The sequence below is a fragment of the Christiangramia flava JLT2011 genome (assembly GCF_001951155.1).
Classification (GTDB): domain Bacteria; phylum Bacteroidota; class Bacteroidia; order Flavobacteriales; family Flavobacteriaceae; genus Christiangramia; species Christiangramia flava.
Genome location: NZ_CP016359.1, coordinates 339,543 through 366,476, shown reverse-complemented (window position 1 = coordinate 366,476; position 26,934 = coordinate 339,543). Strand labels below are relative to the sequence as shown.

Here is a 26,934-nt window from a genome sequence, read left to right as displayed (position 1 = left end):
GATGATGTCAAAATTAACCAGCTGGATAAGCATTTTTATCGCGATAGTCTGTCTTTCCTGTAATTCTGAAAAGAAACAGGAACAAACACTAAGTATTGCAAAAATTCCTGATACCAGCGCGACGAATACCAATTACGTTTCTAATCAAAAACCACTCGCATCAAGCGTGCTTATCAAACTTCCTGTTGGAGCAGTCAAACCAAATGGCTGGTTAAAGGAAATGATGAAAAGGCAGGCCAATGGTTTAATGGGGAATCTCGGAGAGATCAGTGCGTGGTTACAGGAAAAAGATAATGCATGGCTGGCCGAGGATGGTAAAGGTTTCTGGGGCTGGGAGGAGGTTCCATATTGGCTGAAGGGCTATGGGAACACCGCCTATATTCTGGGTGATGAAAAAATGATCACCGAAACCGAGAAATGGATCGAAGCTGCCATTGCGAGTCAGCGTGAGGATGGAAATTTTGGTCCCGAGCGTTTGGGTGAGGATGGCACACAGGATTTTTGGGCAAACATGATCATGTTATATTGCCTTCAGTCGTATTACGAATACTCCGGAGACGATCGGGTGATAGACCTGATGACCAATTATTTTAAATTTCAGAATAATGTTCCAGACGAAGAATTTTTATCTGGAAGCCATTACTGGCAGAAGGTTCGTGGTGGTGACAACCTGCATAGCGTTGTCTGGTTGTACAATCGTACCGGTGATGAATTCCTGCTGGAATTGATGGAGAAGATCCACCGTAATACGTCTAATTGGTCTAAAAGAGATAATTCCATAGATGACATCCATAACTGGAAGGAAACGCGGGATAATATGGATTACCCTGGATGGTATTCCAATTTGATCGACTGGCATAATGTGAATGTGGCACAGGCTTTTCGTGAGCCGGCGCAGTATTACCAGCTAAGCCATGATGAGAAGGATCTGAAGGCAACCTATGATAATTTCAAGATCGTAAGAGAACATTTTGGGCAGGTGCCCGGCGGAATGTATGGCGCCGATGAAAATGCCCGTCCTGGTTATGACGATCCACGCCAGGGAATTGAAACCTGTGGTGTGGTGGAGCAAATGAACTCCAACGAGAGCTTACTGCGCATAACAGGCGATACTTTCTGGGCAGATCACACAGAAGAGGTTGCCTTTAATACGTTCCCGGCTACCATGATGCCAGATATGAAATCCTTGCGCTATATCACCAGTCCGAATATGGTGTTGAATGACGATCAAAATCATCGTCCGGGAATTATGAACGATGGTCCTTTCTTAATGATGAACCCTTTCAGTTCCCGTTGCTGCCAGCATAATCATGGTCAGGGCTGGCCATATATGGTAGAAAATCTTTGGATGGCAACGCCAGATAACGGTCTGGCAGCTGTTATTTACGGACCTTCCACTGTTTCGGCGAAAGTTGCAGACGGGCAGGAGGTTGAAATTTCTACGGAAACTCACTATCCTTTTGAGCAGGCGATAAAATTCAGTATTTCCACTTCGGAAAAAGGGACTGCTTTCCCATTGTATTTCAGGATTCCATCTTGGGCTCAGGAAGCTTCTGTAAGTATCAACGGTACAAAAACTGAAACAGCTCCCGAAGCAGGAAAATATGTAAGGATTGATCGAAACTGGCAAAATGGAGATGTCGTGACTTTGGACCTTCCGAAGAAACTGGAAATGAAAAAGTGGGAGAATAACCATAATAGCGTTAGTGTAAATTATGGTCCGCTAAGCTTTTCTCTGAAAATTGGGGAGGAATACACAAAAAAACAAAGCGATGAAACGGCTGTTTGGGATTCCAAATGGCAGGAAGGTGCGGATACTAAAAAATGGCCATCTTATGAAATTCATCCAACAACCGACTGGAATTATGGTTTGCTGCTTGAAGACGACGTAACAAACTCTTTTACAATTGAAGAAAGAGACTGGCCGGAAAACGATTTTCCATTTACGCCGGAAACTACACCAATTGTACTGAAAGCCAAAGCAAAGCAAATTCCGCAATGGACGATCGATCAATATGGATTGGCCGGAGAATTACAGGAGAGCCCTGTGAAATCTTCCGAAGAAACTGAAACCGTAGAGCTGATCCCGATGGGAGCGGCCAGATTAAGAATAAGCAGTTTCCCGGTTATTGGCGAAGGTGAAAATGCAAACGAATGGAAACAAACGGAATGACAAATTTTTTTCAGGTTTTTCGAGTTATAGTTTTAAGCTGGTTCGTGACTTTAATTGCGGGCTGCGGCGTAAAAAATAAGGAGGTTGATGAACGCCCGAACATCGTCCTGATCATGGCCGATGATCTTGGTTTTTCTGACCTTGGCTGCTATGGAGGTGAAATTGATACACCAAACCTGAATGCTATCGCACAAAATGGACTACGCTTCAACTCATTTTATAATACATCCAGGTGCTGTCCTTCACGAGCAGCTTTGCTCACCGGGCAGTATCCTCATAAAGCCGGGATCGGCCGCATGACCATGGATATGGGATTGCCAGGTTACCGTGGAAGTCTTACTGAAAATACGGTGACCATAGCCGAGGTTTTAGGTCAGGCAGGCTATCAAACGGGAATGGTAGGAAAATGGCATGTTTCTGAAACCAATGAACTGGAAAAGGAAAAACAACTGAAGTGGTTAAGCCATCAGGAAAATTACGGAGAGTTTTCAGACCTTGATTCATACCCAACGGCTCGTGGTTTTGATAAATTCTACGGAAACATTTGGGGAGTGGTCGATTATTTTGATCCTTTTGCGCTGGTCAATGGCACGGAACAGGTCAAGGAAGTGCCAGATGATTTTTATTATACTGATGCTATCGGAGATACCGCGGTTGCTTATATCGAAGATTTTTCAAGAAATAAAGAACCGTTCTTTTTGTATGTAGCCCATTGCGCGCCACATTGGCCATTGATGGCTCCGGAAGATCTGATTGAAAAATACCAGGACACTTATACCGAAGGCTGGAGAAAGATTCGGCAGGAACGGTATCAAAATTTGATAGATAAAGGAATTCTGAAAGGTGATATCGCACAACTTTCAGAATTTATGTTTGAGGATCAGGATTGGGATAAAAATGAACACCAGAAGTGGGATACTCAGGCTATGGCTGTACATGCAGCAATGGTGGATCGTCTGGATAGAACGATTGGTGATTTAATAGCAGAACTGAAACGAACCGGAGAATATGATAATACGGTAATCTTCTTTTTATCTGACAATGGTGCGAGCTCAGAAAGGCCTTCCAGATACGGCCCTGGTTTTGATCGGCCTGGTAGTACAAGAAGTGGTGAGGAGATATTCTATCCAACTGAAAAAGAAGCTGATCATTTACCGGGATCGGAAACAGTTTATTCGGGTATAGGTCCGGTCTGGGCAAATACGCTCAATGCGCCATTCCGGTACTGGAAAGCCCAGGTTTATGAAGGAGGGATCACCACACCATTCATCGCGCAATGGCCCAAGGAGATCAAGGACAAGGGAGAAATAAGAGACAATGTATTTCATGTTATCGACCTGATGCCAACCATTGTTGAACTGGCAGGCGCGGAATATCCAACTGAATTTAATGGTCATGAGATCACCCCGGAATATGGGATTTCCATGGTAGAGACTTTGAAAAAAGAAACGAAACCTGAAAACAGACAATTATTCTGGGAGCATTTTGGCTCAGCAGCCTTTCGCGATGGTGACTGGAAGATCGTTAGACGAGGTGGAAATGAAGACTGGGAATTGTATAATCTGGCGAAAGATCGAACTGAAATGAATAACCTGGCTGCGGAAAATCCTCAGAAAGTTGAAGAAATGAATGCAGCCTGGCAAAAAATGGCAGAGGAAACGAATGTTTTTCCTGCTCCGAAATAAGATTAACGAAAAATGAAAAAATATCTCAGTTTACTGCTTTTCAGCATTCTGTTTTCAGTGCAGTCTCAAAATATTACAGAAAAGGTTAATGTGTTTCTGGGAACATCGGGAGACCACGGACAAATGTCTCCCGGTGCTTCTTTTCCTTTTAGTATGATGAATATTGCTCCGGAAACCAATCCACATCAGCATACCGGTTATGAATATTATGCCCGGCAGTATCTGGGTTTTACGCATACAAGAATTGAAGGTGTGGGTTGTACCGGTAGCGGAGGAAATATCCTGATAAAACCTTTTCTTGGCGATAATTCTGAAGAAATTTTAATCAGGAAAAAACAAATAGCATCACCGGGAAAATATACTGTTACTTTTGAAAACGGTATTGAAGCACAGCTTTATTCAGCCTTAAATATGGGGAGAGATGAATTCCGCTTTCCGGAGGGTGAAAATGGAGTGTATATTGACCTTGCATATGCGCTTGCCGGAAGATTTAAGAAAGAGGAACATTCTATAGAAAACGGATTCCTAAAGGGTTGGATTGATACGGAAACAACATGCAGCCGCGGAGTTTACAGACTTTATTTCGCCATTGAAATTCCGAAAAATTATGATCTTGAAAAGACTGGGGAACATCAATATCTATTGAAAGGAAATGCTACTAAAGTTAGTATTCCAATCGCTTTTTCTTCGGTCAATTCAGAATATGCAAAGAAAAGAATTCAGCAATCCAGTAAAAATCTTTCAAGTGTTTCTGAACAAAATTGGAATGAAGTACTGGGTAGAGTAAAAGTTTCCGGAGAAAGCGACAGAGAAGAGCTGTTCTATTCCTTGCTTTACCGGGGCTTACAGGCGCCTTATCAGGTTTCCGAAAGTGATGGCACTTACCGCGCGATTGATGGATCACTTCAACAGAGCGATCATAAAATCTATAATGGCTGGGCGATCTGGGATAATTACAGGGAACAATTACCAATGCTGTCTTTGCTTTTCCCTGAGACCTATCAGGATATTTCAAGCTCCATTGCCAACCTTTACAAGTATGGAAAGCAGGAGTGGGCAACCCAACACGAGCCTTCCCCAACCGTTCGTACAGAACATGCGATGGTCGTTATCCTGGATGCGTTACGAAAAGGATATGATATCGATGTAAAATCGATCAAAGAGGGTTTACTGAAGGAAGCTTCTTCTCTAAAATATGATTCACCAGATAAATCCCTGGAAACTTCTTACGACAAATGGGCGATGGCTGGTTTGCTACAAGAAATGGGTGACAGGGAATTGAGTAAAAATTATCTTGAGCAGGCAGAAAAATATCAGGAATACTGGAAAAAGGATTTTGCTGACCTGAGCAAAGGAGATGTTGACCGTATGCAGGCGCGCGGACTTTACCAGGGAACCATCTGGCAGTACCGCTGGTTCGTGCCATTTGATATTACCGGTCTCAAAGCGCTGGCGGGAGGCGAAGCATCATTTACAAAGCAGTTAGACCAGTTTTTTTCAGATTTCAATTATAACCATGCGAATCAGCCTGATCTCCAGGTTCCGGGATTGTATAATGCTACTTCTCAACCCTGGAAATCACAGGAGTTGTATAGGAAGATACTTTTGGATACAATGGTTCAAACATATTTCAATGATAACAGTAAAGGAATCGATCCTTATGTTGGCAGAATTTACCAGAATAAGCCAAAAGCTTATGTTAGAACAATGGATGATGATTCGGGAACCATGTCTTCCTGGTTTGTGATGAGAAGTTTAGGTTTGTCTCCAGCGAATGTAGGGAGTCCGGTTTATTACCTAACCGCACCGATTTTTGAAAAATACGAGATCGACTACGGAAATGGAAAAAGATTCATGGTACAGGTTTCAAATTATCATAAAGACTGGTTTTATATAAAATCGGTGAAGCTGAATGGTAAACAGTTGGGCCGAAACTGGCTGAAACACAGTGAGATCGTGGAAGGTGGAAGCCTGGAAATAGAACTTTCCGAAGGACCAAATAAAAGCTGGGGCATTGAAGATCAATTTATAACTGATATAGAAAATTCAGCTCTTACGCCAGACTAATGAAGGAAATCCAAAATATTTGAATTTATCTTGTTATTTTTGAAAGAATACTAACTAATTACAACCATAATGAACAAAAAACGCCATTCGCTAAAAGATATCGCCAGAGAACTCAATGTTTCAGTTACCACGGTTTCTTTTGTTCTGAATGGCAAGGGGAAAGAAAAGAAAATTTCCGATGAGGTTATAAAAAAAATTCAGGATTATACCAGGAAGATCAATTACCGCCCAAATCTGGTAGCTCAGAGTTTGAGAACCGGTAAAACAAAAATCCTCGTTTTCATGGTGGAAGATATAAGCAACTATTTCTTTTCCAAGATTGCGAGGATCATTGAAGACATAGCTTATAAAGAAGATTATAAAGTGCTTTTTTGCAGCAATGAAAACAATGACGATCGTTCTCGGGAACTGATCAATCTTTTTTACGAACGGCAGGTTGATGGGTTTATAATCATTCCTTCTCCAGGTATCAAAGACAGTATCCAAATGCTGATCAATAACAACATTCCAGTAGTACTTTTTGACCGGTATTTTGATGATTTAGATACCAATTATGTGGTGATAGACAATGAAAATTCTACCCATCATGGCACGCAGCATTTACTTAGCAGGGGATACCGTAATATAGGGTTTATCACCATTGATGTAGATCAAATCCAGATGAAGGGAAGGCTGGATGGCTATCTCAATGCCATTACAGAAAACAAGCTTAAAAGTTATGTTTTAAAAATTCCTTATTCTGAAACCGGTTCTAAAAATGGGAAAAAACAGATACAACAATTCCTGCAGAAGAATCCAGACCTGGATGCTGTGTTTTTCTCGACCAACTATCTTACGCAGATCGGGCTGGAAGTTTTGAGAGAAGATCATCCTCGAAAATTACAGGAAATGGGTATCATTACTTTTGATGATAATGACCTTTTCAAGATTTATTCCCCATCGATTTCTGCAGTAGCGCAACCGCTGAAAAAGATCGGTAAAGAGCTGATGAAAATCATGATGGAAATGTTGCAGACCGATAAAGGTATAAAATCTACCAGGCATGTAGTGCTGGATACCAAGCTGATTCCTCGTGATTCCTCTCTTCCAAAGGAAGAAAAACTGATGCATTCATAATGAAAAAGCTGATATTCTTAGTAGTTGCTGTTCTTTGTGCGAACTGCTTTCAACTCTCCGCGCAGGAATACCAAAGGCTCATGGATATACCATATTACGATTCTATAAATTCTGTTCCAAGCGATTACGAACGCCAGATGAAACTGGTGGATATCAGTTTTCCCGAAGATAAAAACAAGGTTCCGGTCATCATTTGGTTCCATGGAGGTGGCCTTACCGGGGGAAGCAAGGAATTACCAGATGCACTAACGGGAAAAGGCTATTGCGTGGTTGGAGCGGGCTATCGTTTATCGCCTAAAGTCAAAGCGGCAGAAAGTGTGTATGATGCCGCTGAAGCGGTGGCCTGGGTTTTTAGAAATATTGAAAAATTTCATGGTGATCCTGAAAGGATTTTTGTTTCGGGTCATTCGGCAGGTGGATACCTGGCGCTGATGAGCGTGATGGACAAGGACCTGCTTGTAAAATATGACCTGGACGCCAATGACGTAGCTGGCTTGGTGCCTTTTAGCGGTCATACCATCACCCACTTTACCATTCGCCAGGAAATGGGTATTCCAGGAGAACAACCCCTCATCGACAGATGGGCGCCAATATACTATGTTAGAAAAGACACACCGCCTATTTTGCTTATAACAGGTGACCGGGAAAAAGAAATGTTAGGGCGTTATGAAGAAAATGCCTATTTCTACCGAATGATGAAAGTAAATGGGCAAAATGATATCGATATTTATGAATTGGATGGCTATGGACATAACATGACGTTACCAGCTTTTCCGTTGCTTCTGAATTTTGTTTCAGAACATTCTTCCAACTAAAACGTTTTCCTGAAATTAGAAGAATTTTAACACAATCCCAATTTTCTATACTTCACTATTAATGGATAAACAGGTTCTTAAAGCGTTACTTTTTGAATCTTGCAATATCTTCAAAAATTCAACAATTATTAGTAATAACGCTGTCTAAGCATTTATTTTTTCCGGAATTAGTACTTATTTAAATACTTATTTGTGAGGTTAATAAAAAATATTTTCCGCTTACTTGTTTTGCTAAAACGATTTAGTATATTGCTCTAGAATTAAAACAATGTTAAAACAACCAAAAATTAACATTTATGAGTAAAACTAAAACTTATGATGTTGCTTCGGAGAAGTTCAGGAGTAAATTAAAAAAATGTTCCGGGAGGTTTTTGCAGATCTTCCTATTATGTTGCTTTCTTCTTGGGAGTGGCTCAAATGCCTTTGCATTTCAGTCGGCCGTTGAAGTGAGCGGTACTGTTACCGATGCTGACGGGCTTCCATTGCCCGGCGTGACCGTTATGGAAGAAGGTACCAGTAATGGTACGCAAACCGATTTTGACGGGAATTATTCCCTTGATATTTCATCACAGGATGCGGTACTGGTATTTTCTTTCGTTGGAATGAAAACCATTAAAAGAACAGCCGGTTCTTCGGGAACCGTGAGTGTTCAGATGGAAAATAATCCGCAGTCCTTAGATGAAGTGGTCCTGGTAGGTTATGGTAGTCAGACCAGACGGTCGATCACTACGGCAATTTCCAAAGTATCTGAAGAGGAGTTCAACCGCGGAGTGGTTACTTCTCCTTTGGATCTAATCCAGGGTAAGGTTTCGGGTCTTACTATTACCCGCCCAGGCGGAAATAACCCGAATAGCAGTGCTTCCATCCAGTTAAGAGGTGTTACTTCACTTACTGGTAATACTCAGCCTTTGATTGTGATTGATGGGATTCCCGGAGGAAATTTAGACCTGCTTCAGCAAAACGACATTGAATCTTTTGATGTTTTAAAGGGTGGAGCGGCTTCTGCAATCTATGGAACTCGTGGGAATAACGGGGTTATCCTTATTACGACCAAGCAGGGAAGTAAAGGAGTTAGCCAATTTGAATACGCTTCTTATATCTCCAGAGATTACGTGAATAAAAGACCAAATTTCCTGAGTGCTTCAGAATTTAGAGGCTTGATAGACCAGGGATTGATTGGGGAAAGCTATGATCTTGGCTATTCTACTGATATTTTTGAGGAACTTACCAATAAAGATAATTTTAGCCAGTACCATAATTTCGTGGCTTCCGGTGGAGGGGAAAACAACAGTTACCGCGCCTCGCTTTATTATCGAAACCTGGACGGGATCGCGCTGCACAACAGTCGTGAAGAATATGGTTTCCGAGTGAACTTCAACCAGTCAGCCTTAAACGATAAGCTGAATTTCCAGTCGACCGTGGCTACCAATTTTAACAATGCTGATCTTCTTGGAGGAGGCCAGTTTGGAGTAGTGACAGATTGGAACCCAACAGCACCAATCTACGCACCTTATTCTGTTGAAGAAGGAACAGATCTTTACAATGAAGGGAGATATGGTTTTTACCAGCCTCAGAATGGATACAATCCGTTTTCTGAATATGCCAACAGGTTTAACCTGAGAAAACAACAAACCTTCTCTGGTAATGCTCGTTTAAGTTATGAGATCATCGACGGGCTTCAAATTGCTGCTTTTGGTTCCTACCAGAAGAATTATTGGAACGATCGTTATTATCGCTCTACCGAAGACTGGAACCAGTATAACCCAGGAAGCCAGTACCAGGGAACAGCCTATGCTAAAAAGTCAAATCACACTGATGAGACCAAGACTTTTGAACCAACGATCACCTATGAAAAAACGATCGGAGAGCATGATTTTGACCTGCTTGGAGGTTATAGTTATCAGTATTCAACTACTGAAAATTATTCGATGGATAATAGTGGTTTTACTACTGATGCGTTTTTCGACTGGAACTTTGGAGCCGGTAATGCGATCACTGATACTGATCTTCCGAGACCAGATCTTTACAGTTTTAAAGAAGATAACACTTTGATAGCTTTCTTTTCCAGGTTGAATTATTCCTTTAGAGACAGGTATTTCCTAATGGCATCTATTCGCCGTGAAGGAAGCTCTAAATTTGGAGTTAATAACAAATGGGGTAATTTCCCGGCAGCTTCCGGAGCCTGGTTGATATCAGATGAAGATTTTATGGATGATACTGAATTCATCTCCAATCTGAAACTTCGCGTTAGTTACGGTATCACCGGTAACCAGGGAATTCCAAATTATCAGTCACTCGTGACATTGGGAACCGGTGGGAAATATCCAATTTATCTAGATGGTGCTACCGAACCTACTTTTTACCAAACATATGGAGCCAATAAAAACCCAAATCCGAACCTGAGATGGGAAAAGAAGAAAGAATGGAACTATGGGGTGGATTTTGGATTTTTTGATGATCGCTTAAGTGGTACGATCGATGTGTACAGCCGTAGAACAGAAGACTTGTTGCTAGGTTATACCGTGCCACAACCACCATACATCCAGAGCAGTATTTACACCAATGTTGGAACCATTAAGAACAGCGGTGTGGAACTTGCCCTAAGCGGTTCTGTAGTGAATACTTCAGATTTTTCATGGGATGTAACCTTTACAGGTAACTATCAGAAGAATAAACTGGAAACTCTTTCCAATGATGTATATATCGCCAGTGAACTATACGGAGGTAACATCGGGAACCCTGGTAACCTTGGAGATGCCATTAGAAATACGGAAGGTGGGCCAATTGGTGACTTCTACGGAAAGCGTTTTGCAGGCTTCACCCAGGATGGAGAATGGTTGTTCTACCGTGCTGATGGTTCTGTAGGAACAGTGAGCGAAACTACTGAAGAAGATAAGGCCATTCTTGGAAATGGAGTGCCTAAGTTCAATGCATCGCTAACCAACACCTTCAAATACAAGAATTTTGACCTTACTGTATTCTTCAGAGGAAAGTTTGATTATGATATTCTGAATACGGTAGACCTGTTCTACGGGAACCAATCTTTGTTGCCGGGTAATGTTCTGAATTCTGCGGTTACTCAATACAGCCAGATACAGTCTGCTCCGCAATATTCAGATTATTATTTGGAAAGTGGTGATTTTGTCAAACTGGATAACATCACTTTAGGTTACAATTTCAACCTGCCAGATGATAGCAATTTCAAAAATATCAGGGTGTATACCAGTGCACGAAATGTAGCGACTTTTACCGGTTATACAGGACGTGATCCAGAGGTACAGGATACCGGTTTATATCCGGGTATAGACGACAGAAATTTTTACCCGAGAACAACAACGCTTTCTGCGGGAGTGAATGTGATTTTTAAATAAAAAAATGAAAAGGATGAAAAGATATAGCAGTATCAAAATAATCGCTAGTTTTCTTCTCATTTTGGGAACCATAGGTTGTACCGATCTAGAAGAAACCACGTATTCCGAGCTGTCCAAATCGAATTTCTATAACAATAAATTAGAAATCATTCAGGCTACGCTCAGACCTTTTACCCATATGCAGGCCTGGCTTGCATTTACCGGGCAAAACGGGTATTATTATATGAACGAACTTTCAGCAGATCAGGTTGCCTGGCCTCAGAAGGGAAGACACGGGTATGACAATGGAGATCATATCAGGATGCACTATCACACCTATACGCCACAGGAAGGGCGAATCCAGAATGCCTGGTCTTTAATGTGGACCGGTGTAGGTTATGTAAATTCAGCAATCGAAGATATTGAACAGGTAGATCCGGCCCAGGCGAATGTCACCCAGGAAGAACTGGAATCTCTAATTGCAGAATCAAAAGTTCTGAGAGCTTACCATTATATGAAGATCATGGATCTTTGGGGGAATGTCCCAATCGTTACACAGGTTGGTATTCCTGAGAATCCGGAAACACAGAGCAGGGAAGCCGTATTCAATTTTGTGGAAGCTGAATTGCTCGAAAATGTAGAAAAACTTCAGCCGTTGTCACCACAATTATTAGGAAGGGTTTCCCGAGCAGTTGGGTATTCCATGCTTTCAGAATTATACCTGAATGCACAAGTATGGTCTGGCCAGGAACGCTGGGATGATTGTATCAAGTATGCCGATAAAGTGATAAACGGTGAAGGCGGTTCACTTACCGGGAACATGCAGTTAGATCCAGACCCGCTTGGTCCGTTCAACAATACCAATGAAAATTCTCCTGAGAATATTTTCCAGTTTCCTTTCAGTAGGAATAATGGATTTGGTTATAACTGGGCGGCTTTCTACATGGGCTTCAGTAATATGACTAAGGCTCTGGACGTGAATTATTCAGGCTGGAATGCTTTTGTTGTAATCCCTACAGCTTTTGATGCTTACCAGGAAAATGATATTCGTAAACAGGAATGGTTTTTATTTGGCCCGCAGTACAAATACGGAACAGATGAGCCCATCCTTGGATCTGAAGAATACAACGGTCAGCCATTTGTATACGTAAATAACATCCGTAGAAATACTGAAGGACAAACCGGGGAAGGAAGCATGACTGATGGAGAAGAGAATTCCGGCGCACGATTCAATAAATACCGTTCCGGAACACAAGATGATCCAAATTACCTGGAAAATGATTTCGTGATCTACCGCTTAACTGAAATGTATTTCAATAAAGCGGAAGCCTTGATGAGAAAGAATGGAGGTAGTGCCACTCAAGAGGCGGTAGACCTTATTAATGACAGTCGAAGCAGGTATTTCAGCGCAGATGACTGGGCCAGTGAGCAGTATGCCACATCGACACTTACCCTGGAGGAACTCCTGGCTGAAAGAGGTCGTGAATTCATATTTGAAGGAAAAAGAAGAACGGACCTGATTAGATTTGGAGAATTTACTACCGGTACCTGGTGGGATAAAAATCCTGATGGTGCAGATTACACGAAGCTGTTCCCAATTCCATACAGGCAGGTGAATACCAACCCGAACCTCGTACAAAACCCCGGATACTAAAAATAAGATGATGAATTTTAAAAGAATTTTGACTTTAAAGACAGTATTTCTTGCAGTGGTAGCATTAGCGCTTACTGCTTGTGAAGGAAGAAGAGATTTCCCTGATCTGGTCGAGAACGGGGTGTTAATCGAAAAGACAGATATCTTATTGGTATCTGGTGAAACTACCGATATTGAACCAACTTATGAACCCAACATTTTCCCTACCCGGGATTATGCATGGGAGATAGACGATCCCAGTGTTGCAGATGTGGTGATGAACGAGGATAATTCGGTTACAATTACCGCGAAACAGGCAGGAGAGACTATTTTGAGGATTGTTTCCCAGGATGGTGATGCTTTGAGCGCAGAGGCGAAACTGAAAGTAATTTCTTCAGAACCAATTGATGTAACAAGTAAAGGAACTTTAAGTGTAAGCCAGGAGAATGGAGGAGGTCCTAATGCCGGTGAAGGTTCGCCAAAACTAGTAGATGGTGACCTAAACTCTAAATATCTTTCAGAATACAAACAGCCTTTCTGGATGACCCTGGAATTTGAAGAAGCTCCTGTGATCAATGTTTACAGGCTCACGTCAGGAAATGATGCACCGGGACGAGATCCAAGAGATTGGCAAATCCTGGCTTCAAATGATGGTGAAAACTGGGAATTGCTGGATGAAAGAAACGGCGAGACTTTTAGTGGGCGTAATCAAACACGAGAGTTTTACTTTTCAAATACCACAGAGTATAAATATTATAGGCTGGATGTGACCAGTAATAACGGTTCCAGTTTGTTCCAGATGAGTGAATGGAGCGTCTATGTTTTTCCCGAATAGTTAATTTGATAGTTTGTTTGGACGGGCTGTAGAAATTCTTCTGCAGCCCGTTTGCTTTTAGATGATTCTTAACTATTTACTAAATCGATTTTATAGAATTCGATGCTTTTTCAATCATCGGCCATAAATTTTAACATTTTCTTGAGCAGAAAAATAGTTAGTAATCATGTTTTTCTTTTCAATTTTTCAGTTCTGTAATTTTTCATAAAATATTGAAAACACTGGGGTTTTAAGTGTATAAAATTAAGTTTTTCTCTATTTATGCACCGCAATTTTAAGGGTTCTGAAAAAAGAATGTAAAATTATTTGCTTTACTAAATCGTTTTAGTATATTGAGCTAACTATTAATACGATGTTAACGTAACCAAAAAATTAACATTAATGAAACACTTCAACTTTTTGAATCTTGCTTTACAAATTCTTAGGGGGAAAGCAGTGTCAATTACAAAAGGATGCCTGCAGCTGATGCTGCCCGTATTCCTTTTTTTTATGACATGTAGTGAAAACGTTTTCGCTACTAGCTTTCAGCAAGACCCTCAGTCAATTACCATTACCGGTACGGTCACAGATGGTAAGGGGATTCCCCTTCCGGGCGTATCTGTTATGGAAAAGAACACCACAAATGGTGTGCAAACCAATTTTGATGGAGAATATACCATCCAGGTGCAGTCACAGAATGCGGTGCTGGTATACTCTTACATTGGTATGAAATCACAGGAGCAGGCTGTTGGATCTCAAACCGTGCTCAATGTACAACTGGAAAATGACCTGGAGTCCCTCGATGAAGTGGTACTGGTAGGTTATGGTAGACAGAAAAAGATTAGCGTGGTCGGGGCGCAGTCAACCATAGAAGCTGAAGAGCTGGAACAGCCGGTAGCGAATATCGGGACCATGCTTGCCGGCCGGGTTTCTGGTCTTACCGGAGTGCAACGTTCAGGCTTGCCAGGGAAAGATGCCGCTGATATTTGGATCAGGGGTATTGGGACATTTGCTAATTCTGGCCCCTTGATTCTGGTAGATGGAGTGCAGCGCTCCTTAAATGATATCAACCCAATCGACATCGAATCTTTTACAATTTTAAAAGACGCATCTGCCACAGCCGTATATGGTATTCGTGGGGCTAACGGGGTGATTCTTATCGAAACCAAGAAAGGAAAGATCGGGAAACCAAAAGTAATGGTAGATTATTTTGAAGGTATCACCCAGTTTACCCGGGTGCCAGATCTAGTTGATGGTGTGACTTACATGAGGCTGGCTAATGAAGCACTGACCACCCGTGGTCAGGAACCAAAATTTGATGAAGAATATATTCAAAGAACAGCCAGTGGGTATGATCCATTATTGTATCCTAATGTTGACTGGATGGATGAGGTTTTCAATGATTATGGCCGTAATCGTAAAGCTACTGTAAACGTGAACGGAGGGTCTCAGGACTCTCGATACTATGTTTCGCTGGGCTATTATGATGAAACCGGTTTGTTTGTAACCGATGGGTTGGAGAATTACGATTCCACCACTCGCTTTAAAAGGTATAATTTCACCTCTAATCTCACCGTAGATATCACCAGGACCACGAATATCCAGTTAGGAGTTCGCGGGTATCTTTCCGAAGGGATCTATCCTCAGGAAGGTGTGGGTGGTATTTTTGGATCGGCCATGGAAGTCTCCCCGGTGGAATATCCTAAGATTTATCCGGGTGGTTTTGTACCTGGAAAAAGTGCTAATGGCGGCCTTCGAAATCCCTATGCAGAAGTAGCCTTGCGAGGTTACCGAACCGAAATCCAGAACCAGATCAATTCCAACTTGCGACTTACGCAGGAATTAAGTTTTTTAACCGAAGGTCTTTCCTGGACAGCGATGTATGCTTTCGATGCATATAACGAACAGAATATCAATCGCGGAAAAAGAGAAAATACTTATTTCGTTGATCAGAACAATCCATATACCCGGGACGGCGAATTAATCCTGAATCTCACCTATACCGGGAATGATTTCCTGGGGTATAGTCGGGACAACGGTGGAGAACGCAAAACCTATCTGGAAACCTCGTTCAATTACGATCGTACTTTTGGAAAACATGCTGTAGGAGGTTTGCTGCTCTTCAATAGGCAGGATCGCATTAATGCCTTTGCGGACAATTTCACTGATGCCATTCCATTCCGAAACCAGGGTGTTGCCGCTCGCGCCACCTATGGATATGATGATAAATATTTCCTGGAAGTGAACGGAGGTTATAATGGTTCTGAGAACTTTGCGCCAAAAAACCGGTATGGATTCTTCCCTTCAGTAGCAGTTGGTTGGGTGGTCTCTAATGAAGATTTCTTCAAACCGGTATTGAATACTATAGATTATTTAAAAATTAGATATTCTGACGGATTGGTGGGAGCCGAATCTGGCGCTGGCAGGTTTGCCTACTTAAATCGTGTAGAGCAGAACAGAGATTGGGGATTTGATTTTGGGGAAAGTGTCCAGTTTATCGATGGTATCCGCGAGACCTATTACGGAGTAGATGTCACATGGTCTGAAGCTCGTAAACAGGACATCGGGATCGAGTTAAATGCATTTGACAGCAGCCTGCGCATCATCTTTGACCTGTTCAAAGAGCGAACTGAAGGCGCTTTTCTTAGAAAACGAAATTTACCGAACTATGTAGGTTTATATGACGATCCTTTCGGAAACCTTGGGGTGATCGAAAATAAAGGTTTTGATGGATCAGTAAACTATAACAAACGTTTCAATGATTTTGGAATCGGCTTTCGTGGAACCTTTTCCTATAACAGGAATAAAGTGATCGAAAACGGGGAACCTATCCAGCCTTACCCATGGATGGAACAGCGAGGACAGCCTTTACTGGCCCGTTTTGGCTATGTTGCTGAAAGACTGTATACATTAGAAGACGATACCAACGGTGATGGTTTCATCACACCGGCTGACGGCGACGGAATTCCTTCACAGTTTGGCCAGATCATGCCTGGGGATGTCAAGTATGCTGATTTAAATGGTGACGGAAAAATTGACGCGTATGACCGCCAGAGGATTGGCCAGGGAGATGTTCCGGCCTTAACCTATGGTTTTGGGCTAACTGCTGATTATGCCGGTTTTGATGCCAGCGTATTTTTTCAGGGACAGGCTTTTGCTGATTTTATGATGGGCGGTTCGAGTATTCATCCGTTTGATGGTGGTGGAGGTGCCGGTAACTTGTATACCGTTGCGGTAGATCGCTGGACGCCGGAAAATGATAATCCTTACGCAATGTATCCACGTTTGTCGTATGGAGATTCCGGAATAGGACAAAACAACAACACACAAACCAGTACCTGGTGGCAACGAGATATCGATTTCCTCAGATTAAAAACAGCTGAAATTGGCTATAATCTTCCAGATAAACTGGTGGAACAATGGAAGCTGGAAAACGTGAGATTTTATGCACGTGGAACGAACCTTTTGACGATCTCTAGCTTCGATTTATGGGATCCGGAATTATCGCTGGCAAGCAACGGTGGACAATACCCGAATATTTCTGCAGTTTCCCTTGGAACAACGATCAACTTTTAATCCGTCCGATCTCAATTGTACGATAAATCGATAAACACAAAATTTTGAATAAGATGAAAAGAATATTAATAATACTTACAGGGATCATGCTCTTTTCCTGTAATGACGATTTTCTCGATCAGGTGCCAGACGACCGTTTGACCTTTGATGAGACCTTCGAGAGTCGGAACACGGTAGAACGCTATCTTGCCAGTATCTACGACCAGATTCCAAGTGAACTGGACCAGCGTTATACAGCCAGTAACTCGGGGCCCTGGATCGGTGCTTCAGATAATGCTGAATATGTGTGGTCCTTCCACCTTGGAAATTACTTTAACGTGGGGGATTGGGATCCTACTACGGGGCACGTAAGCAGTCTTTGGTCTAATTTCTATAGGGCGATCCGTGCTTCCACCACCTTTATGAATAATATTGATCAATGTACCGATTGTAGTGAGGATATTACCAATCAATACATCGCCGAAGCGCGAGTTTTAAGGGCTTATTTTTATTATAATCTGTTAAGGCTTTATGGGCCGGTGATTTTGATGGGAGAGAATCCCATTCCACCAGATGCAGGTAATGAAGCCCTGGATTTAGAAAGAAACAATATTACTGATGTGGTGAATTATATCGTTTCAGAATTAGATAAAGGAGCAGATGAGTTGGATGGGATACCATTTACAGGGCCAAATGCAGGTAGAATGAGCAGGCCATTCGCGCTTGCCATCAAGGAAAAAACTCTTTTATTCGCGGCAAGCCCCCTCTTTAACGGTAACCCCACACTGGCTGAATTACAGAATTCTGAAGGGCAGCCACTGGCACCGCAATCTTATGATGTCAATAAATGGCAGTCAGCCGCGAACGCTGCCAAAGCTTTTATAGACGAATTCGTTCCGGGAACCTATAAACTTTACAAAGAATATAATGCAGATGGTACTTATAATGCGTATTTGTCCTGCCGTAATGTGATGATTAATGACTGGAACCAGGAAATGATTTATGCTCGGCCTCGTGGCGGAATTGCTTATCATTACGATTGTACTCCTTATCACCTTGGTTATCCAACCGAGGTTCGTGGAGCAGGAGGTTTAAGCATGACACAGGAAATGGTGGATGCTTACTTTATGGCTAACGGAAGATCTATAGATGATCCGGATTCTGGTTACCAAACAGAAGGTTTTTCAGATTTTCAGGCGCCATTTGATTTTGAACAACGCTCCACTTACAACCAGTGGATCAACAGGGAACCTCGTTTTTATGTTGGGGTGACTTATAACAGAAGTCTTTGGCTGAATAGAAATTTTGGGAATATCATTACCACTACCTGGTATGCAGGAAATTCTGGTCGCCAGGCGGGGACCAATGATTACCCTCCAACAGGCTATATTGTTAGAAAAAACGTCCCAATTGGCGACTGGAGAAATTCCAACCGAACAGTACCAATGATGCGCCTGGGAGAGATTTATCTGGATTATGCCGAAGCATTGAATGAATATGATCCTGGCAATGCTGATATCCTGAAATATTTGAATTTGATACGCGAACGTGCAGGAATTCCTGAATATGGTTCAGAAAGCCTTGCGGCACCTGGATCTCAGGAAGCCATGCGCGACGCAATACGTAAAGAACGCCGCGTAGAATTAGCCTTTGAAAGCGTTCGATATTTTGATGCAAGAAGGTGGAAAACCGCGGAAGACGATTTCTCGGGTCCATTCCATGGTCTTGATATCAATGCCCGAAATGAAGAAGATTTCTACAATGTAGTGGTCTTTGAAAATAGGGTGTTTGAAGAGAAACATTACTTGTGGCCAATTCCGCAGGATGAGATAAACAGTAATTCCAAGCTGATTCAAAATCCCGGATGGTAAAAATGTTGATTGGAGTTAGGCTTCCTGAAACCCTTCTTTTTGATGGAAGAAGGGTCTTGGGGCTAACCTCAGAAATCTTTAAAAAGCAGATTATGAAAAAAAATACTCTAAAAATAGGCTTCGCCATTCTTTCGGCACTTATTGTCTTTTCCTGCACAAAAGATGAAAGTTCTTTTATAGATGGCCTGCCAGACGCGGTGATTAACAATGATCCCGATGATGCCCCTGCACGGGTGATGCAGGAATCCTGGAATGGACATTCCGATACCATTTACAGGGAATATTTTGATAATGATGTGGCCGTTTTTTTCGACGAGGATGTAAATCGCGATATCGTTTGGGTGCGACAATTCAGTGGTGATGTATGGGAATATATACAGAATAATTATGGAGGTTTTGATAATGATAAGCGCCTCTGGACCATTTTCCATAGTGATCAGGTAGAACCTTATTACACAACCATTTTTGATGATTCTTCTATGAATAACAGCCTCATAGATCTTAGTCTAAGTGGAGAAGAGATGAACAGCGAGGAAATGGATTTGATCCTGACACTTGTTAGTGAAATCGTACAAAATTCAGCTTTTAACACCGCAAATTCTCCGGCTTCGGCAGTATGGAAAGACAATTTTGCAGACATTTTTCTCTATGACGTATATAGCAACCTGGGAATGGAAGACGAGGCACAACGAATAATGTCGCGCGCACTGGAAACCAGTTCAGACTATCCTACCGCAGACAGTTTCTGGTTCAGAGACTGGTTTTTGCCAATTTATGAGAATTATGAAGGAGTGATCACTTTGAACAATTTCTTTCAGTCGCTCTCTATGAATTTCAGTAAGAACGGTAGTGAATATGCGCGGGATCTTACGTTTGGTGAATTTGTTCATTTCTTTAGTGGAGCGGTAGGAGAAGATATACAGCCTTTTGCGGAAGAAGCTTTTGGCGAGTGGACAGACGAATGGCAAACAGAATTGCTTCAGGCAAGAACAGATTTTCCGAATGTAAATTATCCTTTCGAGCCAACTTCCAAGCTGGTAGACCTTACATTGAACGCTACACTTCACGTTAGTAAAGATAACAATGGCGGTGCGCAGGCAGGAGAGGGCTCTTTAAAAGTGATTGATAATGACATCAATTCCAAATTCTTAATCAGTGATTTCAGCAGTGATCTCAACTTCTGGATGGAACAGGAATTTGCTCAGGAACAGGTGGTGAACCGTTATACACTAACCTCTGGAAATGACGCTCCAGATCGTGATCCAAAATCATGGGAGTTAAGAGCCTCTAACGATGGGGAAAACTGGGAGGTGCTTGATACCAGAACGGAGGAATCTTTCCCAGATCGAAATCAGACCCGGGAATTCACCGTAGAGAATGATAAAGCTTATAAATATTACCGGCTGTATATCACGGAAAACTACGGAAGCAACCTGTTGCAAATAAGTGAGTGGCGACTATTGAGTCTACAGCTAATAGATTCATCCCAGCCCGCTGATGTCACCACCAATGCTACTTTAACCGTGAGCAGGGAGAATAACGACGGGGCAGATGCAGGTGAAGGTTCCAGTAAACTGATAGATAATGATATTTATACCAAGTTTCTGGCAGAATATGATACAGATTTCTTTATGCAGCAACAACTTTCAGAGCCTGCAGTGGTAAGTAAATATGCGATTACCTCCGGAAACGATGCTCCAGATCGTGATCCTGTGAACTGGGAATTTTCTGGTTCCAATGATGGGGTAACCTGGGATGTTCTGGATACACGAAACGATCAAAGTTTTGACGGCCGAAATTTAACACGGGAATTCGGCGTAAACAACAGCACGACTTATGAATACTATAGATTATCAGTTACCTCTAACAATGGTAGTAATGTTATCCAGATTAGTGAATGGAGACTTTATGGACAGGTAGGTTCGGTTGGTCCTCAGGATTTTACCGATGCTGCTACTCTTACGGTAAATCATGATAACGCTGGAGGTGCAGATGCTGGTGAAGGCTCCTTGAAACTGGTCGATGGAGATATCTATACTAAGTTTCTCACCGGGTTCTCCAGTGATCTCTGGATGCAACAAGAACTTCCGCAGGCCCAGGTAGTCAATGCCTATACTATAACTTCTGGTAACGATGCGCCAGATCGCGACCTAAAAGACTGGGAATTTGCCGGTTCTAACGACGGAAGCAATTGGGATGTGTTGGATACTCGAACCGGGGAGACCTGGAGCGGAAGAAATGAAACTCGCCAGTTTGAGATAAATAACACCACAGCCTATACCTATTACAGGATTACCATGACGGCAAATAACGGAAGTGATGGAACCCAGGTAAGTGAATGGAGGTTGTTGAAGATATAAGAAGGATTTAGTTTAGTTTATAGTTTGTAGTTTTTTTGAAATTTCCGGGGCTTTCGGGCCCCGGTCATTTTCAGAGAGCCAGACTTATTTTTAAGAAATCTTTATGATAACTAAATCGATTTATTTAAATTAGCTGACTTCAGTTCAGCGATGACTGATTTTAATGAATGATCCAAGCAAAAAAACACATATTTCCCTTCCCGGTGGTCCCGATTATTTGGTGGCTATGCAGTAATTACTCCAATCCTTTAATTTCTCATTTTTCCAGGTCTGAAGAAAGAACTCCGTTTGCTTTTTACAATTCTGAAGATATACCTCTTTCAGGGAAATATTTAAATATCATTTTTCAGAATTTAGTGGAGCCAATGAACTTCCGTAAAGCTGGAAAACCATTTTTAACAGGAGGTATGAAAGACCTGCTCCATTACAAAATATTTCAGAATGCCTAAAAATATACTCTTAACCTGTCTGTCAATTTTATTGACTCTTATCGCGACTGCTCAGGAAAAAAAGCCTGAAAATAATACGAAAGAAAAGACAGCTTTTCAAACCTCCAGCAAGTGGCTTCCGCAGATCGATGTTCGCGCCGATGTTGCGATCGTGTATGGTGTTAACGGAAATCCATCAGATCACGATAAAAATTCAGGATTTGAAGAGCGCGTTCGCTCCTGGAGAGAACGTGGGTATAATGCCCATTTTATGACCGGCATCGCCTGGGGTTCCTATCAGGATTATTTCCTGGGAAAATGGGATGGAGAAAATCATTTGGATGAAGGACAGGTGGAGGTAGATGGAGATACCATCTGGCACGGGCATAATGTGCCTTATATCGTTCCCCAAAAAAGTTTCGTGAATTACATGAAAGAGCAGGTGATTGAGCGCGTGATCGATGCTGGTATTACTTCCATATATCTTGAAGAACCTGAATTTTGGGCACGTGGTGGTTACAGTAGTGCCTTTAAGGAGGAGTGGAAAGATTTTTACGATTTTGAATGGCGCCCCCAGCATACTTCACCTGAAAATACCTGGCTGTCTAACAAACTGAAGTATCATCTGTACTATCGAACGATCGATGAGGTTTCCAGATATGCCAAAAAATACGGTCGTAAGAAAGGTCTGGACGTCAAAGTATATATTCCCACACATTCCCTTGTGAACTATTCTTCCTGGGCTATTGTAAGTCCTGAAGCGAGCCTGGCTTCTCTTCCCGGAATAGATGGGTATATAGCCCAGGTTTGGACCGGTACTTCTCGCGAGCCTACTTTTTACAATGGAGTTTTGAAGGAGCGTACTTTTGAAAATGCATTCCTGGAGTACGGTTCGATGGTATCCATGACCGCACCTACCGGAAGAAAAATCTTCTTTTTGACCGATCCTATCGAGGATCGCAGGAAATCCTGGGACGATTATAAACGGAATTATCAGGCCACCTTCGCCGCTCAATTATTATACCCTCAGGTGAATAACTATGAAGTCATGCCCTGGCCGGAACGGATCTATACCAAGCCTTATAGCGTCGCCTTTACTGATAAAAAAGTACTGATACCACAAGTATATTCCACCCAAATGCAGGTAATGATCAATGCGCTCAACGAAATGCCTGCTTCTGAAAATCTCGTTAGCGGTGAAAACGGAATTGGCGTTTTGATGGGAAATTCCCTCATGTTTCAGCGCTTTCCAACTCATGACAGTTATGACGATCCGCAGTTTTCCAATTTTTACGGGCAAACACTTCCGTTGTTAAAAAGAGGTATTCCAGTACAGACTGTACACATGGAAAACCTGGGATACCAGGAATCTTTGAAAGATATAAAGGTTTTGATCGTGAGCTATTCTAATATGAAACCTTCTTCAGAAGAAGTGCATGAAAACCTGAAAAAATGGGTTAAAAACGGTGGTATTTTGGTGTTCACGGGCAGAGATGAAGATCCATATCAGGAGGTGATGGAATGGTGGAATCAAAACGGGAATAAATTTCAGAAGCCTTCAGAGAATTTGTTCAAAATGCTAGGCCTGGCTGAAGATCTTAATGATGGCTCTTATAAAGTGGGCGAGGGGAGAGTATTCATCCTTCGGAAGGATCCGAAAGAATTTATTTTAAAGGAAAATCAGGACAAGGAATTCGTGGAAACCATTGAAACGGCTTTTGAAAGCCTGGGTAAGAAACTTTCCTTCACTAACCACCTGTCCTTACAGCGCGGTCCCTATAAGATCATTGCAGTTATGGATGAAAGTGTTTCTGACGAACTCTATTTTGCTCAGGGACCGGTAGTCGATCTATTTGATCCTCGTCTCCCCGTGCTTTCCCAAAAAACCGTTGCCCCAGGTGAAGAAGCTTTTTTATATGATCTGGAAGAAGTATATAAAAATAATCAGCCTAAGATTATAGCTACAGCGGCAAGAGCTTCGAATATTACATGGCAGGAGAATTCTTTTTCCTTTCAATGTAAAAGTCCTGAAAACACGATGAACAGTTTGCGGATATTCTTACCGAAAGCCCCGAAAAGTATTGTACTGAAAAATTCTGAAGAAGAAACCATCACACCCAAAGGCAGTAGTTGGGACGCAAATTCACGAACGTATTATTTGAATTTTGAAAACTCACCGGAAGGTATTCAGGTGTTTTTCCAATTATGAATTAAAACTAACCCATCATGAAAAAAATCATTTTCCTTTTATTAAGTCTGGTCTTGCTGGGCTGTTCGAGCCAGAAAGAGTCAGCCAATCGAGTTGGAGACATTAGTTTAATTGATCTTGGCTATGGGATTTGTAGTGTCAATATAGATCAGGTTCAATCTATGAATAATAGCCCGAGTGGGACCCACCACATTAGTTCCAATTTTTACCTGATCGAGCAAACCAACACTATTCCGATGGAAATGGGACAACGGTTTGGAGTAGATTACCTGCTGAAATCTCCAGAGTTTAAGGAGGTTCAGGTCGAGATCGTGTGGACTTTTCCCAAACCCATTACCAATGACAAGGGAGAATCTTTTAATGAAGTTCGTTACGTGAACAACAAAAAGACCAACCAGGATTACCATGAAACCTATGCGCTGAACAGCCAGTATCTGTTGGTGCCCGGTGAGTGGAAATATGAGATGTTCGTTCAGGGACAAAAATTATACGAGCGCAGTTTTCAGTTGCAGTAATATTCATCCGTCAAGTAAACGTCAGTTATGACATCATTCAGTTTTATGAAATCCAGAATAATACTTCTTTTCATTCTTTTAGGTTGTGTAAAATTTTCCTTGGCTTTTCAAAAGCCCAAAGGCGATCTTGCCGATTATGTGAATACCTTGCAGGGAACCAATTCCAAATTTGAGCTAACACGAGGAAATACTTACCCTACTACGGCTTTGCCATTCGGGATGAATACCTGGACACCGCAAACAGGGGCCAATGGCGATGGCTGGAAATACCAGTATTTTAAAGACGAAATTAGAGGATTTCAGCAGGCACACCAGTGTAGTTCCTGGAGCAATGACTATGCGGTTTTTTCACTGATGCCTGTTACCGGAGAGCTAAAGCTGAACGATGAACAGCGAGCTTCCAGATTCACTCATGAAAACGAAACGGCAAAACCATATTATTACCAGGTTCAGCTGGAAAATGGAGTAAATACTGAATTCTCTCCTACTGAAAGAGGCGCGCATATGCGTTTCACTTTCCCGAAGAATAAAGATGCCTGGATCGTTCTTGATGGATATACGGGAACAAGTTCTGTGAAAATTGATGCAAAAAATAACAGGATTACCGGCTATGTTCGTAATGGCCGGGGAATGGATCGCATTGAAGGCATGAAGAATTACTTCGTGATCCAGTTTGACAAATCGTTTAAATCTGAAGGTATCTGGGAAAACAGAAATTCAGAAAGATTTGAAAACGAAACCTCAAAAGAAGGTGAGGGAATCGGAGCGTACATTCAGTTTAAGCCAGGAGAGGAAGTTCAGGCAAAAATTGCTTCCTCATACATCAGTTTAGAACAGGCTCAGAGAAATCTGGATACGGAGTTGGGAAGAGATAAAAATCTTGAAAAGACCAAATCCAGGGCTAAAGATATCTGGAATAAGCATCTTAGTAAAATTGCTGTGGAAGGCGGAACAGAAGACCAGTTCAAGACTTTCTATTCCTGCTTTTTCCGAGCCAGCCTGTTTTCACGAAAATTTTACGAGTTAGATGAGAATGGGGAACCTTATTATTACAGTCCGTATGACGGAAAAGTCCATGAAGGCTACATGTATACCGATACGGGTTTCTGGGACACATTCCGTGCGCAGTTTCCTTTAAATGCCCTGCTATATCCTGAAATGCAGGGACGTTACGTTTCGGCATTATTAGATGCCTATGAGCAGTGCGGCTGGTTACCATCCTGGTCATTTCCAAGTGAGGCGGGTAGTATGGTTGGGAACCATGCGATCTCTTTGCTGGCTGATGCCTGGGCCAAAGGAATTCAAACTTTCGATCCTGATGAAGCATTAGAGGCTTACTGGCATGAAGCGACTAATAAAGGCCCCTGGGGACCCGCCAATGGTCGCGAAGGCTGGAAAGATTATTACACTCTGGGTTATGTGTCTTATCCCGAAACCCGCGAATCAACTGCCAAAACTCTGGAATACGCCTATGACGATTTCTGCGGATATACTCTGGCAGACATGACCGGAAATGAATTCTATAAAAAGCGTTTCGGAGATCAAATGTATAATTATAGAAATGTCTATAACGATAAAACCGGCTTTATGCAGGGAAGATCGAAAAATGGCAAATGGACCGAAAATTTTGATCCTTATGAATGGGGAGGACCTTTTACCGAAGGAAATGCCTGGCATTACCTGTGGTCTGTTTTTCAAGATCCACAAGGCCTGATCGATCTTATGGGCGGAGAAATTAATTTCAATAAAAAGCTGGATTCTGTTTTTAATGTTTCCAATAAAGTAAATGTAGGAACGTATGGCGGTAAGATCCACGAAATGACCGAAATGCAAATGGCAGAAATGGGCCAGTATGCTCATGGCAATCAGCCAATCCAACATGCGATCTATTTATACAATTATTCCGGTGAACCATGGAAAGCTCAGGAAAAGCTAAGAACCGTAATGGATAAGCTCTATAATTATACTGAAAATGGCTATCCTGGAGACGAAGACCAGGGCCAGACTTCTTCCTGGTATGTTTTGAGCGCCCTTGGGTTTTACAGTGTTTGCCCCGGAACCAATCAATATGTTATTGGCAGTCCGGTTTTCGAAAAAGCCACGATCACTCTCGAAAACGGAAATCAATTCGTGGTGGAAGCTGAAAATAACAATAAGGAAAATGTCTATATCGAGTCGGCTGAATTTGGCGGCAGGACTTTTACCAGGAATTATATCGAATACCAGGAAATTCAAAAAGGTGGGAAGATCCATTTCGAGATGGATGATAAGCCAAACAAACAAAGAGGAACTGCAGCTGAAGACAAGCCTTTTTCACTGACAAAGAATTCAAAATAAAAAATG

14 protein-coding genes are annotated in these 26,934 nt (G+C 42.0%); all 14 read left to right on the top strand.

Annotation, left to right across the window (positions count from 1 at the left end; genetic code table 11):
* The first annotated feature begins 1 nt into the window (after position 1).
* On the top strand, positions 2-2,173 hold the full coding sequence (locus tag GRFL_RS01435; protein ID WP_169833965.1) for a beta-L-arabinofuranosidase domain-containing protein: 2,172 nt from the start codon (positions 2-4) through the stop codon (positions 2,171-2,173).
* The gene (locus GRFL_RS01430; protein WP_206601058.1) at positions 2,170-3,858 is read left to right on the top strand and encodes an arylsulfatase; all 1,689 of its coding nucleotides are present in this window, start codon (positions 2,170-2,172) and stop codon (positions 3,856-3,858) included. Before GRFL_RS01435 ends, GRFL_RS01430 begins: the two co-directional genes overlap by 4 nt.
* Before the next feature lie 12 nt (positions 3,859-3,870).
* Positions 3,871-5,925: a glycoside hydrolase domain-containing protein gene (locus GRFL_RS01425; protein ID WP_083642822.1), complete on the top strand. Its 2,055-nt coding sequence runs from the start codon at positions 3,871-3,873 to the stop codon at positions 5,923-5,925.
* 69 nt (positions 5,926-5,994) lie between these two features.
* Positions 5,995-7,041, top strand: a complete 1,047-nt coding sequence (locus GRFL_RS01420) for a LacI family DNA-binding transcriptional regulator (RefSeq protein ID WP_083642820.1) — start codon at positions 5,995-5,997, stop codon at positions 7,039-7,041.
* Entirely contained in the window at positions 7,041-7,856 is an 816-nt protein-coding gene (locus GRFL_RS01415; RefSeq protein ID WP_083642819.1) for an alpha/beta hydrolase, read from the top strand. The genes GRFL_RS01420 and GRFL_RS01415 overlap by 1 nt, the downstream gene beginning before the upstream one ends.
* A 296-nt stretch (positions 7,857-8,152) precedes the next feature.
* Positions 8,153-11,227, top strand: a complete 3,075-nt coding sequence (locus GRFL_RS01410) for a SusC/RagA family TonB-linked outer membrane protein (protein WP_083642817.1) — start codon at positions 8,153-8,155, stop codon at positions 11,225-11,227.
* A gap of 13 nt (positions 11,228-11,240) precedes the next feature.
* Positions 11,241-12,860, top strand: coding sequence for a RagB/SusD family nutrient uptake outer membrane protein (locus tag GRFL_RS01405; RefSeq protein WP_083642815.1), 1,620 nt, complete (start codon positions 11,241-11,243; stop codon positions 12,858-12,860).
* A gap of 7 nt (positions 12,861-12,867) precedes the next feature.
* Positions 12,868-13,674: a discoidin domain-containing protein gene (locus GRFL_RS01400; protein ID WP_083642814.1), complete on the top strand. Its 807-nt coding sequence runs from the start codon at positions 12,868-12,870 to the stop codon at positions 13,672-13,674.
* Positions 13,675-14,163: 489 nt separating this feature from the next.
* Entirely contained in the window at positions 14,164-17,229 is a 3,066-nt protein-coding gene (locus GRFL_RS01395; RefSeq protein ID WP_236995856.1) for a SusC/RagA family TonB-linked outer membrane protein, read from the top strand.
* Positions 17,230-17,282: 53 nt separating this feature from the next.
* Positions 17,283-19,079 (top strand): RagB/SusD family nutrient uptake outer membrane protein, encoded by a 1,797-nt coding sequence (locus GRFL_RS01390; RefSeq protein ID WP_083642810.1) that lies wholly within the window; start codon positions 17,283-17,285, stop codon positions 19,077-19,079.
* A gap of 92 nt (positions 19,080-19,171) precedes the next feature.
* The gene (locus GRFL_RS01385; RefSeq protein WP_158091624.1) at positions 19,172-21,439 is read left to right on the top strand and encodes a discoidin domain-containing protein; all 2,268 of its coding nucleotides are present in this window, start codon (positions 19,172-19,174) and stop codon (positions 21,437-21,439) included.
* A 441-nt stretch (positions 21,440-21,880) separates the two neighbouring features.
* A complete protein-coding gene (locus GRFL_RS01375; protein WP_083642804.1) occupies positions 21,881-24,076 on the top strand; it encodes a type 1 glutamine amidotransferase family protein in 2,196 nt (731 codons plus the stop codon).
* Between the two features lie 17 nt (positions 24,077-24,093).
* Positions 24,094-24,591 (top strand): DUF3859 domain-containing protein, encoded by a 498-nt coding sequence (locus GRFL_RS01370; RefSeq protein WP_083642802.1) that lies wholly within the window; start codon positions 24,094-24,096, stop codon positions 24,589-24,591.
* Positions 24,592-24,618: 27 nt separating this feature from the next.
* On the top strand, positions 24,619-26,928 hold the full coding sequence (locus GRFL_RS01365) for a GH92 family glycosyl hydrolase (RefSeq protein WP_341475762.1): 2,310 nt from the start codon (positions 24,619-24,621) through the stop codon (positions 26,926-26,928).
* Positions 26,929-26,934: the final 6 nt, after the last annotated feature.